The sequence below is a fragment of the Bradyrhizobium sp. MOS001 genome, assembly GCF_004634465.1.
In the GTDB taxonomy this organism is placed as follows: domain Bacteria; phylum Pseudomonadota; class Alphaproteobacteria; order Rhizobiales; family Xanthobacteraceae; genus Bradyrhizobium; species Bradyrhizobium barranii.
In genome coordinates, this window is record NZ_SPVJ01000028.1 from 25962 (window position 1) to 38923 (window position 12962).

Annotated in this window: 12 protein-coding genes and 1 tRNA gene; all 13 read right to left on the reverse strand. The window is 57.9% G+C overall.

Features of this window, described 5'->3' with window-relative positions:
- Positions 1 to 10: 10 nt before the first annotated feature.
- The gene (locus CT676_RS27800; protein WP_135215803.1) at positions 11 to 1402 is read right to left on the reverse strand and encodes a phospholipase D-like domain-containing protein; all 1392 of its coding nucleotides are present in this window, start codon (positions 1400 to 1402) and stop codon (positions 11 to 13) included.
- 21 nt (positions 1403 to 1423) lie between these two features.
- Positions 1424 to 2068, reverse strand: coding sequence for a hypothetical protein (locus CT676_RS27805; protein WP_135215804.1), 645 nt, complete (start codon positions 2066 to 2068; stop codon positions 1424 to 1426).
- On the reverse strand, positions 2068 to 2478 hold the full coding sequence (locus tag CT676_RS27810; protein WP_167768184.1) for a trypsin-like peptidase domain-containing protein: 411 nt from the start codon (positions 2476 to 2478) through the stop codon (positions 2068 to 2070). The genes CT676_RS27805 and CT676_RS27810 overlap by 1 nt, the downstream gene beginning before the upstream one ends.
- On the reverse strand, positions 2415 to 2675 hold the full coding sequence (locus CT676_RS27815) for a hypothetical protein (RefSeq protein WP_135215806.1): 261 nt from the start codon (positions 2673 to 2675) through the stop codon (positions 2415 to 2417). Before CT676_RS27815 ends, CT676_RS27810 begins: the two co-directional genes overlap by 64 nt.
- 187 nt (positions 2676 to 2862) lie before the next feature.
- Positions 2863 to 4794, reverse strand: coding sequence for a GMC family oxidoreductase (locus tag CT676_RS27820; RefSeq protein WP_135215807.1), 1932 nt, complete (start codon positions 4792 to 4794; stop codon positions 2863 to 2865).
- Positions 4795 to 4805: 11 nt separating this feature from the next.
- Positions 4806 to 5495, reverse strand: a complete 690-nt coding sequence (locus CT676_RS27825) for a hypothetical protein (RefSeq protein WP_135215808.1) — start codon at positions 5493 to 5495, stop codon at positions 4806 to 4808.
- A gap of 54 nt (positions 5496 to 5549) precedes the next feature.
- Complete coding sequence (locus tag CT676_RS27830; protein WP_135215809.1) at positions 5550 to 7226, reverse strand: hypothetical protein; 1677 nt, start codon at positions 7224 to 7226, stop codon at positions 5550 to 5552.
- A 1322-nt stretch (positions 7227 to 8548) separates the two neighbouring features.
- Entirely contained in the window at positions 8549 to 10213 is a 1665-nt protein-coding gene (locus CT676_RS27835; protein ID WP_167768185.1) for a DEAD/DEAH box helicase, read from the reverse strand.
- Positions 10197 to 10592, reverse strand: coding sequence for a hypothetical protein (locus tag CT676_RS27840; protein WP_167768186.1), 396 nt, complete (start codon positions 10590 to 10592; stop codon positions 10197 to 10199). The genes CT676_RS27835 and CT676_RS27840 overlap by 17 nt, the downstream gene beginning before the upstream one ends.
- A 29-nt stretch (positions 10593 to 10621) precedes the next feature.
- A complete protein-coding gene (locus CT676_RS27845) occupies positions 10622 to 11242 on the reverse strand; it encodes a hypothetical protein (RefSeq protein WP_135215812.1) in 621 nt (206 codons plus the stop codon).
- A gap of 61 nt (positions 11243 to 11303) precedes the next feature.
- Positions 11304 to 11567: an SMEK domain-containing protein gene (locus CT676_RS27850; RefSeq protein ID WP_135215813.1), complete on the reverse strand. Its 264-nt coding sequence runs from the start codon at positions 11565 to 11567 to the stop codon at positions 11304 to 11306.
- A 104-nt stretch (positions 11568 to 11671) separates the two neighbouring features.
- On the reverse strand, positions 11672 to 11842 hold the full coding sequence (locus CT676_RS27855; RefSeq protein WP_135215814.1) for a helix-turn-helix transcriptional regulator: 171 nt from the start codon (positions 11840 to 11842) through the stop codon (positions 11672 to 11674).
- Positions 11843 to 12815: 973 nt separating this feature from the next.
- Positions 12816 to 12902 (reverse strand) — tRNA-Glu (locus tag CT676_RS44350).
- Positions 12903 to 12962: the final 60 nt, after the last annotated feature.

A 12962-nucleotide genomic window follows, 5' to 3' on the forward strand; every position in this document is an offset into this window, starting at 1 on the left:
TCGACCAGCGTTAGTCGCCCAGAAGTTCACCCACTGGCACCTTGACCATGCCCGGCTCGATCAGCCCCTCTTCGGGCCGGACGGCCTCGGGTGCCGGCAGCGACTCGTCAATACCGACGTTGGCGACCCGGTTCCAATCAAAAAGGAAGAGGTCCTGATAATAGCGGGCGATGTCTTGATCGAAGAAAATCAAACTTGCGTCACGATTGAGCGTCGTTCCCGCGCGCGTCCAGTTGTGGCTGCCGACAACGACGGTCTCGCCATCAATGACGACGCCTTTGGTGTGGCAGTTGGTCTGAATGCGCACCTTGGTTTTACTTGTGTCAGAACCACAATCCTTCATGCCTGTTAAGGTCTGGCGCGTGCTGGGAAAACGACGAAAGATGATGCGAACGTCCATCCCTTGGCTTTTCTGCTTATCAAGAAGAGCCTTAAGCAGGCTTTCGAAAACGTCACCGTTCTCGCCGGACGCCCGCGCGTCCAGCGACTGGTTCTGAAAATACACGCTCTTGGTCGCGTTCTGGATCAGCGGCAGTACATGCTCGGCATAATTGTCTGGCGTGAGCAGCGGTTGTACCCGCACTTTGCGATTGATGTTCAGCGGAGAGCGGTATTTGGACGCGACCTTTGCCTCGTCGTCGGTTGCCCTGAAATAGGCCTCTGTCACCCAGAACTCCGGCTCGGGCACGGCCGGTGTTAATGCCTCCGCCACTGCGGCCGCCTGTTTTTCGTCGCGGAGCAGATATTTTTCCATGAGCGTGGCCAGACGCTTGTTGGTCAGCAGTATGTGCCAGTCGCGATCGTAGCGCTGAAGCAAGGGCGATGACTGGTCTCCGTCCTTGATGGGATCAAACGGCGCTTGGTTCGACGAACGCCAGCTCCCGCTCGAAAGCCAGATCTCCTGCTGCTCGCGAACGGCCACCTTGATGTGGTAGGACGTTGCAAAGAGCCGATCCGGACCCGACACCGATGCCCACGCGAAGGAAAGCCGCTTGCGCGCTGCCTGGGTTAGCTCATCGACAGTCGCCTGTTCAGTCAGGTCGTCGATCGTTGTGCCATCCTTCTTCTCGTCGCGATTTTGCAGGACGAGGCTCGTTTTGCAGCCGGCGGGCTTGATCGCCGCCACACAGGACTTGACGACGTGGGGCGCCGTGAATTCGTACATTCCAATCGTCAACTGCTTTTTCACCCGTTCCAGGAACGGCTCGAGCTGCGGCCAGCCAGCATCCGGGCCAGCATGGGCTGCCACTTGCATGAGTTCGTTCAACTCGACAAGCGGCATATCGGCGGGCTTTTGGTAGTTGCCAATCAGCTCGCGCCTTGCCTTCTGCATGGCTTCGAGCATGAGATGAGATTCGCGATCGGCAACAGTGCCGACGGCAACGTCGACAGGGATTTCCATTGATCGATTTAGGTAGTGGCGTCAGCCCTGCTGCCGCGAGCTCTGCCGGTTCAGCTTTACCGAAACCACCAGGCACCGTTCATCAGTGATCCAGCCGTCGGCTATGCGGTAGCCTGGCTTGATCGAGACCACGTCGGGCCGGTTCAGCAAGATGCGTCGCCCCTCGACCACGCCGGCGTTCAATGCGTCGGGCGAAGGCGGTTTTGACGCGCCGCCAGCAGGCGCCCTGGTGGTGGCATCAGGCGCTACGGACAGGTTGAGGTCCGACGCGCTCCCCGTCGGATTTCCGAGCGAGATCGTGATCTGCAAGGGAACGACAATTGTCGTGCTCGTCATAATGTCACCTGTCTGATTGAAGTTGGCCGACAAGCCGGTCGCTTCCCGCGCCGAACCTGCGGACGACGATGAGGCTGTTATGGAAACTGCTTGTTTGGCGCGGGCAAGCAGCTGCGAGATCACGGGCGCCGGCACGGCGTAGTTGGTTTTGAGGAAGACGCCGGCGAGGTGGAGCGCGGCCGCATCGCCGGTGCGCAGGTCAAGGACTGCCGAGCCTGAATTTCCGCCCAGCGTGGTGCAATCGTGCGTGAGGGCATCCGCCTCGAACCCGGTGACGAAACCGGGCGCGAAGCGCTTCTTGTCGAACACATTCCCGAAGACCTTTGCCATCAGTGCCCGATCGGGAATGTTCGGGTCCCGTCCGGATAGCCGACGACGCCGATCATGGTCTTGCTGGACGGGAGCTCGCTTCCAAGCTTGATCGGACGCCCGAGGGGGCCCTTGCCTGGCCCCACCCGAAGGAACGCGACGTCGGGCTCCGTATCGCTGACAATGTAGAGAATGTCGCCGATCGTAACGCGAGCGGTGGCTGCATTGTCGATTTCCTCCAGGAAATCGACATCGACCGCCACGGGGTTGCGGCGATCGAAACCGAGCTGGAAGGTAAATCCCTTCTGTCCGCGCTCGGCGAATTCCAGCGCGACGTGCCTGTTGGTCACGATCAGGTTCTGCTCGATCAGCCAGCCTGTACCGATATAGGGCAGACCGATCGGCCAGTTTGTTGCCTCGACGCGACCCACAGCTGCGAAGGCCCGATGACGGCGGTTGCCTGCTGCAGTCTTGCGTTCCAGACGCTGTCCTCGGCAGAGGTGTGGTCCAGATCAACCTTGCCGCCCATGACGGCAAATACGGGCCGGCCGATCCGCTGCATGATCGACTCCAGTTCGAAATTCGGCGCGGCAGCTTCCCCAGCAGGCGGCAGCGAAATGTCCTTCAACCTCTCGGCCGCCTCCGACAGCCAGGAAGGCTTGCGCCTGGCGCCGGCGAATATGTTCCGCGAGCTCCGGATCGTCCGCCAGGATTCGGTTGCGCACCTGTGCGAGATCTCCAACCGTGCAACGCATCGCTCTGCCCTCGTATCGAACCCAAAACGACTCCCAACAAAATTCCCCTTTGGATGCTTTTCACCGGGGCGTGAAATCTTCTTTGGCAATGTTGCCCGCCGTCCGGAGCGCCAGCGCCGAAAGGGTGATCGTCGGATTGGCGGTGCCTACGGTCGGGAAGGTGCCGCTTCCAACCAGATAAAGGTTCTGGTGGTCATGCGAGCGCTGGAACGAATCGACGACTGATGTCTGGGGATCGTTGCCCATCCGGTAGGTGCCCATGACGTGACCCGCGCCGCCATAGGTAAGGCGCACCGTGTTGCCCTCGATCACCTGGTCGAAGCCTGCGGAATCGTCGGGCAGAGTCTTGGTGAAGTCCTCAGCACCCAGCTTCCTGAAGATCACGTTCTTCAGCAGGAACGCAGCCGCGATACCCCGCTTGGTATAGTCCGAAAGATCGTAGGTGATCTTGGGACGCGGCAAACCGAGGGCGTCAGTGGCCGACGACAATGTCACCTGATTATTGGGATCAGGACTTTGTTCGACCGCGAACGCGATCCGGAACTGCCGTGAGATCAGATTGCCGAGGGTATCGCGCAGCTGGTCACCCAGGAGCGCGCTGTTGCTCGCCATGTGGGTGGAGTCCCTTTTGTTGAGGCCGCTGAGGTTTACTCCGTTGATGAAATCGAGGGTGGTCACGTGAGGGTCGCCACCCGAACCGCCGACGGTCGCGGTCCAGGCTTCGTTGCCCAGACTGATCCGGAAGGCTGCACGCTTGTTGCGAAACGGACCGTCGCAGAGATCGCCGATGGCCGAGGTCACGAGCGGGCCGCGATAGGGGAATACCTTTACCGGCAGCAGGCCCCAGGAGAGATATTGGGGGTGGTCCATCAGATTTCGCCCCACCATGCCGCTCCTATTGGCCACGCCGTTGGGAAATCGCGTCCCATTCTTTGACATCAGCAGGAGCCGCGGCGTCTCGATGCCGTTCGCGGCGATGACGTATATTTTGGCCTTGATGCAACCGCTTCCCGTCTTCGGACCAGCCTCGTCTTTGTACGTGATGAAGTCGATTCCACTGACGAGACCATTCGCGTCGACCAGAATCTCGCTGGCGACCGTATGATCCATCAGCCTCACGCCGTTGTTGGTCGCCTCGTTCAGCGTAATGGTTGGATCATACTTGGCCTGGATCGGGCAAATCGGAATGCAGCTGGTGTTGCCGGCGCAGGCGCGGCGATTCCTGTAGGGTTGGGAATTTCGTGCCGCCGGTTGGCTTCGCACCGTGAGCGAGGTCACCGGCACCGTGGTTCCGAGAAACGCGAGAGACGTGGTCTCGTCATCGGTAAAATGAGAAAGCGTCTCGTTCACGTGTTGATCGAAAAGCGACGGTGGGATCTTCGGCATCGGGAAGGCGTAGCCGGGAGAATACGTCACGCCGGCATAACTGTGGTCCGCCACGTCGCCGGAAACGCCGAGCTCGCCCTCCGCCTTCTCGTACCATGGCATCAGCGTTTCATAGCTGATTGGCCAATCCGGCAGATTTTTGTCGTACATGCTCATGCGGAAATCGTTCGGCACGAGCCTCGGTGTGAGGCCCATCCAGTGCGACGTGCCGCCGGCAAGACGCTCGTAGGTGCTCTTGAACGGAAGCTTGCTGTCCTTCTGATCGAGGTAGGCTTGACCGGGATCTTTCCAGTTGGATACGGATAAGGTACGCGAGTTGGGTCTTCCAGCAGCGACATTCGCCGGATTGATAATGATCACCTTGCCATTCGCGTCGGTCGCGGTCAGTGCTGGAGGGTAGGGACTTTCCGGCACTTTGACGGGCGCCTTATAGTAACTCTTCATAAAGCCGTTGATATTCGGCTGAACGCCCGGACCCGCCTCGAGAATAACGATGTTGAGACGCTTCCCGTTGATCGGCTTCTGACTCAATTCCTTCGCGATCAAGGACCCGGCAAATCCGGAGCCGACGATCGCGACATCGCACTCAATGCAAGTGTCTGCCATGAATCCCTCCCTCAAGGACCCTTCGGAGTGGGTAGAAGCGGCGTTTGATCATTGGGATCACGGGGATCGCGCGACCAGTAGCCGAATTGCAAGTTGCTGTAGCCCATCGGGTGGGCTCCCGCGATTTGCCAAACCAATCCCTGCGTGTATGCCTTCGGGGAGAGGACTTCCGCGGAATTGATGCGGCCGGGGTTGGCCGCGCCGGCCTGGTCCTTCAAATCCTTCGGCGTGTACCACGAGCCGAGATACCACAGCAGGACAATGCTTCGAGCTAGGAATCGAACGTTGGCGTCGCTCGCGTTTACGGAATCGATGATTGCCTGGGGTTTGTCTTTTGCAATTTGTAACAGTTTGGCGAACGACGACGTCGTGTCCTGTGCGTTGATCCACCTGAAATAATCATTCTTAATATTGATCGGATCAGTGCCGGGATCATTCGTCTTGGAGTCGAACTCGGGTGCGAGAATTTGTTTGTCAACGCCGGTGAGGGCTTCGGAAAGCAACAGAAAAGCTATCATGTCCTGCGGAGAATTCACGTCCGGTCCCGCGGCAAAGGCCGAACCTGAAATGGGAGCAACGGCCGCCGCAGTAGTCGCTGCTACCGTGCCGGCGAGCATGGTGCGGCGTGAAAATGAGCCGTCGTGTTCCGAGGGCGGGGTGCCCGGTCGATCGTTGTGACCATCCTTCGGTAGTGTGCCCATGATGCTCCCCACGATTGGAGTCCAACTGATAGCGGTCGATAACGCCGGTCCGGCCTACTGCGCCTTTTCCAGCATGAACGTGAAATCCGACTGGTTCAGGTTCGGTCTGCCGCCCTCCCGATTCGATGCGGTTCGCTGGAAGCCCGCGGCGTTGCTGTGACAGGCGATGCAGCTGGACGTGGCGAGAGGGACCGCCGGAGCATCCCGGACGTCTGCCATGCTGTCTGGCTTGCTGTCTGGCTTCTTCTCTGCCTGGCTGTATGTCTCCAGCGTCGAATTCGCGAGGTAAGTCGGCGCCGGCGAGCAGGTCATGTCGGGTTGCTTGACGAAATCGGTCTGGGGCGCCGGCGAACCGGCGTTTTGCGAGCGCAGCCCCGTGCAGTGAGTAAGAAACGCGGTGGGCCATTGCGTGCTGAGCAGCATGTAGTTCTGCCAGACGCTGTTGGCCGGAAGCATGCTGTGAAACACCTCATTCATGTTCTTGGCCGCATCGGTCAACGGCGTTTCGCGAACGATCTGGCTTTTGAACGAATCGTCCTTTCTGAAGCTCAGCTCCAGCGCCGGATCGGGATCCCACGGGAAGGGCGGTGTCGCGTTTTCAGTCGGGCAGTCCGTCTTGCATTTGACGCTGAAGAAATTGTACGGGCCACTCAGCTTGTTCGTCGCGACTTCAGTTCTGTCCGGCACGTTCTTCACATGCTCGAACGACGTCCAGATCCACTGTGGCCGACCTACGGTCTTGTGCACCGCATGAAAGCCGATCAGCCCCAGGGTCCTGTCCAGACACGGCCGCTTCTCGCCCGGTGGCATCAAGACCAGCGCTCGCCGCATGTGGAAGGTCTTCGCCGCTTTTTCGTCGTCCGTTAGAATCTTCCAGGAGACCTTGAGCATGAAGGAGCCGAACGCAGCGCCGGCGTTCTGGCCCGGTGGAAAGTCGACCGCCAGGTCCGCATTCGCGGCTTGTCCGGCTTTTGTATTCAGATGATTGTCCGTGATGTACTGGAACATCTGCCGGTTCATCAGGATGTCGAAAATGGCATAATGCCCCTGCTGATCGATCAACGGGCCGGTCTTGAACGGCTCGTTGAAGCTCTCCTCGATCATCTTCACAATCATTCGATTGGGCTCATCCTCCTTCAGATCGGGCCTCTCCTTGAGGAGTTCGCGACATGCCTCTGGCATCAATCTCGCGCGCTCGGCCTTCATCCCGTTCGTGTCAGTCGGCCATATCGGGGGTTGCTGGTCGGCTGGAAGCATGACGTCAAGCAGCTGCTTGAAATTGTTCATGTGTTCCCATTTCGTCGGCGTGTCCGCCTGGGCTTTCTCGATAGGCGTTCCATCGTCTGGCGAATTCAGCGCGATGAAAGTGCGCCACGAATAAAAATCGAAGCCTCGTTGCAGGTTTTCCAGACCGGAAGCTTCAATTCCAGCGGGATCCCCTTGCGCACCCGTACCCACGTTCTCCTGACAAGGCAGGCCCGACTTTAAGATGCTGTCTTTGTTTGCGATGGCGCTCGCAAGGACTTCCGGGGGTAGAGCCGGACCAGTCATTTTACCCTTGAAGGGATCAAGTATCCGCGTGCCGTTACATTCGAGGTCGAGCGCTTGGACCGGAGATGCAGCCAGGGCGGTTGTTTGAGCCAACGACCCCGTGGAAAACATCAACAAGATCCCGACAGTCGCGCTTGCGAGCTGTGCGGCAGATGATCGGATACAGGGCATGATCGACATCCCTTTCCTTGATGGGCGACGTCTGCGAAAGAGTTGACTGCGTCAAAAATCCTCGAGATAGAAAAGGTGTGCTTTTACTGAGTTAGTATCGCTACGATCGATCCCCTGAATTCATGCGCGGTCCGAGTCACCGCGCTTTGCTCAATCAGACTAGTTTGTTCGTGATCGTTTGTTTGATCCCGCAGTAGCGGCTGCTGGCCATCAGCGCTCCGTCGTTGCCTGACGGTTAAGAACAAACTGAAAAGAAAATTCACGCACTTTCGTTATCAATGTGGCCAACTATAGGATGCCTTGTGCGGTTTAGCAACTCTAACATGTTCCCCGCTCAAGTTGTAGAGCTCCGCAATCGAGAAGTCCGTCCGCGAATTGCAGCGGGCGTTGTACGTCGCGGTGGGAAAGATGCATCGTATGGTGCGATGCGGAGGACTGATTCAGGAAGGACGACCACATTGGAGCATTGTGTCGCGCGAAGCGGGGACGCCCTCTCCGCCAAGTCTTCGATGGCGGTGGGCTCATTGCGACCTCAAACACTTAGGGCGGCAGGCAACGCAATGCACCGCGAGGCTGCTTGTCGTCCATCATCGCCGCGCTGGCGGCAAATCGCATCATTCCGCAATGCCCGCAGCTCGACGCCAAATCCGATCGCGTTCAAATTGCGCTGGCCCTCGCAAATAGGGAACTTCGCAAACTGCTGACGCTTGAGCCGTTGGCCGACGCTACCCGACCAAGCTCTCGACAATTTGGAGAAACGTCGTGCTGCGCGCGAACGGGAGCAGACCGTAGTGGGAACAGCCGCTGGCTCTTGTTGCCGGAATGCCACCCCAACCACCTTCCCTAAGTGCTTGATTTATATGGTAGATGCACCAGGGCTTAAACCTGGGACCCGCTGATTAAGAGGCGCATGTTAGGGAAATCAATCGGCATTCCGACAATTGGGTCGATAAAACCTTCATTGAAGCCGCAATGGCTTTTCTCTCTGTCGGAATGACCTGCTTCGGCTAGTGGGTGCTACCAACCTGCTTCTGCTTGTCGGAGTTCCTGGATCGCCCTCACCGCTCATAACGGTGTGGTTGTAGGCTCGAGTGTGCCTGCTTATTACCTTATCACACGCGCCGGTTGGTGCGCGATCACGGCTGCTGCAGAATAGAATTCTCAGAACGGATACTGAAAGGGCTTTAGACGAATTGGTCTACAACCAGGAAGGCACAGGAGTAATCGATGGTAGCCGTATTATCTGGGCACCGAGGAGACGCCAAGCGACTTATCTCATCGTTCATGTCCATCAATCCGGCTCACCTGCGGCGAAAAAAGGCCGCAACCAGTCACAGAACGTCCAGGACGGAATAAGTGACACGCCGATTCTGCGCCAGAAGCTCACTCACCACCTGTTGGAGCACCAAAACCTCCCTATCACCATAGCAGAGAACATGGACATCCTTCGGGGCCGACACGGTCGAACGAATGCGCGACATCTCCTGCCACATTGTCACCGGATCTGATTTTGGGGAATAAAACACTGCGTAGTGGGCGAAAGGAAGATCGAGGCCTCGTCCGCCAGTCGTGCGCGTAATGAGAAGCAAGCCGTTGGTGCTTTTGCGAAAGCGATCGATCGCCACTTTTCTTTCCTGGTCCGTCTTCTCCCCCGTCAGCTCGAACAACGGCAGACGCGCGGTCGCAAGGATCGGCTTCAATCCCTCGAGCAGGGTGATGGTGCGCAGGAAAATCACGCCACGTTCTTTTGCTTTCCCGCGCGCTGCGACGATTGCCTGCAGGGCATCCGTCTTTCGTCCGCGCAAGAAGTGAAAGTGGTCGTCCGCGCGGTCGTCCCGCAAGATCGGAGCATTCTCCAGATAAGCTACTTCGTTGCGCCGGGTCTTAATCTTGCAATTGCCAAAATCTGCTCCGAGATCCTTTGCTAGGTCTTCGAGGATGTGTTGCGGCATCATCATCAACTTGGTGATGCCACAGAATGCCTTACGCACCGGAGCCGAGATGACGATAGAACGCATCGCACCCGCTCCCGAACGAATCTGAACCGAACGATTCACCGCGCCTTCACATAATTGCGGCGCGCGTCGCTCGACGTCTCTGTAGTCCACGGGACCAATCGTCTCATCGAGCCGAAGATGGGCTTTGCCCTTCGACACTTCAACGGCTTCGAGCAGTACGGCGACATTTCCGTCATGCACTCGCGACATCTGGATCGGCTTGAATGGGACGACCGCGGCATAGCTTTGTTCAGGAACGGTGATTGCTACCGGGTTGAGCAGCTTGCCGATCAAATCGGAACGTCGCTGGGCCTTGGTTATAAATCGACGCTTCGGCTCCTGCGACGCAAGTCCGAGGGTCGCCGACTTGACGAGATACCGCGCTGCCGGCGGAAGCTCCCGGACCAGCCGTTGCCAGAGCTCCGCATATCGCGCTGCGCTTTCCCACTCGTTCTCATCGACGACGACGAACTGATCGAACTCGTCGACAATGACGAGATCAAAAGACGCGATCACCTCATCAGCGACGCCGCGAGCTAAGGCTCCGGCCAGAATTCCCGGCGTCGACACAAGAAGGTCGCTCCGCAGCAACGTGCCTCGTAGCGCTCCAGGATCTCCCGACTGATCGTCGGTGAGCCGGTCCACGGTGAGGGCTTGCGCAATCCAGCGCGCCACATCGAAGTGTTGGACGACCAAGGTACGGGACGGCACGATCAGTAACACCCGGCTAGCTGGGCGCAATTGTTTCCAAAACGCGGCCACAAGGCATGCGATCAGAGTCTTGCCGGTGCCGGTGGGAAGCTCGATGCCGGAGTTCTGCCCGGCAAGGGCGATCTCGATGGCGCGCAAGGCGGCCTCGATTTGATATTTCCGGAGCGTATAGGCGCGCTCGCGCGCAACATCGTTTGCGAACAACGCGTTGGCGGTTGCCCAAAGCGCGCGGGTATCCTTCGGGGTCGGCGAGCTGAGGCGCTTGGCGGGTTTACGACTTTGGTGCAAGCGTTGTCCGAATGTCTTTGGCAATCCGCCAGCCGTCAAAACTTAACCACAGAGAGACCCCGATGAAGAACAGGAGGAACACCCATAGCGCGAGATGGACATGCGGGTACAAGGGATCGGCGGCCGCGGCCTGGATCATGCAGAGACCATTGACGAGAACAAACACGACAAAGGCGAGAACCAGTCCATTGATCACATAGCTTTGGATATTGGCGAGCTTCTCAAGCTCGATCTTGCATTCCACAATGGCTTTCTGCTGATTCTCGTTGCCCTGCGCCTTGTTGAGCTTCACCTTCTGCGCGAGCGCGACGAGGTCGCGGAGCCACTGGCTGAGCTGGATATTGAAGAAGCTGCCGACAAGACCGGCCAGCGTCAGCATCAGGCCTACTGTGGCCAAGGGGTTCGCAGTCATGTGCCATCTCCGGTCTTGAGTGCCTCTAGGATTGAAAGAAGTGTTTCAGCCGGCACGCCAAGCCAGCGGGAATTACCGAAGCTCGGCTTCGCCTTTGGCGGTTTCGGTCGTTCGCGCTCGGCCACGAAAGCCGCCAATCGGTCATAGACGACCCGCATCTCGTCGGCGGCCCCCGGCGACAAGCTGACGTCGAACTCCGTGACATGGCCCTGGCCTTCCTTCTTGGCTTCTGCGGCACGGTCCTTATATCGTTCGAGCTGCGTTTTCAGCTCGGCGCGCGCGGCTTGGCGCCATTGGGCGGCTCGTCGTGCGCGCAGCAAGCGGGCGAGATACCCTGCACGGGGCAGATTGACCCCGAAGCGTTCGTAGATGCGCGTTGCGTCCGGTTGCTCATCGACGAAGACGCCATCGTAGAACCGAGAGAGCCAATACTCGGTCTGCTGACTCTGGCTTTCAAAACGCTTATCGCCGACAAGCCACTCGAGCAGCAACGTCGCGGCCAGCGATTCAAGATTGCTCTTGATGTTCTTCTTGGCGGCCGGTGAAGCATCCGTTGAAAGAAGCGCCTGTGCTCGCTCGAGCAATGCTTTCCGGGCATCATCCTCCGGTTTTCCCATATTCGCTGCCCACGTTACACCGATCGCTGCCGGGTTTGATGCGGAATCGCACTACCTACCACTAATAGCCGAATTTCTCGCGCGCAACCATCACTGTCGCGAGGACGGTACGGAAATTGCCGATCAATTCGCCGCTCCCAGCGAGGCGCTGAATGTCATGTTTGTCGGCGCTGCTTCGGGCAAGCGCCACGTTTAGGAAGTCGCGAAAGAACGTCTCTGCGTGGACGTTGATGTCTTGGAGATTGAGGCTGTTCAGGAGCTCGACCGACGTTCGCAAGTGCGTCAGGTAATAAACAATGTCATCCAGTAGGTGTTTGCGGTTCATAGCTATGGCAGACCGATCTCGTGGTGTTTAGGCCAGTGCTTAGTCACTTCGAAAACTCCAAAGACAACCTTAGGTCAATTTCGCATGAAGTGACAATCCGCTACTTAAAGGCGGCGGCTCCTTTTGTCCCGCTTTAGTAGTTCTGCCGGATCGATCTGCAATGTGTCCGCCAGCTTCCCGATGACTTTGAGGCTGACGTAGAAGGCGCCCTTCTCAATTTGGCCCAAATAGCTCCGGCTGATCTTGGCTTCATACGCGAGGTCGTCCTGCGACAAGCCATTCGCATTGACGGAGCTCTTGCACTAAAAAGTGGATTGAAATGGCAGATTTCAGTCGGCTCAAGCGAGTGCCACTCTCGGAGCGAATCGCATTGTCGCCCGAAGATGCGAATGCCGTTAGCGGGATCGGCGTGACGAGGATTCGTGAGGCCGCAGCGAGCGGTGCGCTTGAGGCTCACAAGCTTGGCCGCAGAGTGATCATCCTCCGCGACGGCCTAATTGCTTGGATCAAAAACATGCCTAAAGCAGCTCACACAGAGGTGCCGTGCGAGGCGAAGATGGAAGCGGCAAAGGAGCGCACTTGGCGTTCTCCGCTCGAAGCCCCAGGTGCTCGACATTGGAGACGTAGCGAAGCTCGATCGCAGTCCAAGAGCTTCCTCAAGCGCCCTTGGTCGGATAGCAAAAAATGCAAACGCGCGCAAAGACTGGTAAAAGCTCGGTAATCACCTAGAACTAAGAACGCGCAATTATCTGATTTTATTGGTGTTTATCTGATCCCGTCACGGGATCATATATCAGCACCACTGATCACGGCGTCGCGGCAATTTGCGTCATTCGTCTTCCCTCACAAGGCGGATAGGTCCGAGCCATCTTGCAGCATTCGGAGATGCGTGCGGCTCTGATGCAGCTTGAGCCACTCGCGACTGCAAATCTCAGCTCGGAGCCAAACTCCGGGTCTGCGGCCTTGTCACCGTACGGCTTCGCGGATGAGGTAGCGTGATTGGCGCAGCAAAGATCTCCACAACGTCGGGCTCATACTCTCAGATCAGCCTGCAAATTGCGTTTCACAGTGTTCGCCAATCGACGGCCTCTTTGCATTAGTGTGATAGCTTAAGCCGAGCCCGCAATCGCAGTCATAATCCACGCTGACTAAGCGGCCATCGAATGGTTAATCGACACGCGTGAGAGCGCGCGAGATCGGCGGTGTCCATCTTCGTGCGCCGACGTTTATTCTAAATCATTGATTTTATGGCGCTCCCTAGGGGAATCGAACCCCTGTTTCAGCCTTGAGAGGGCTCAAGTCGCAACGCACGCATCTGGAGCGGACGAAGGAAACGAACGCTCAGGCACGCCTTGGGTTCTGGCTGCCCGCTCGACACCATTCGCGGATTTATTT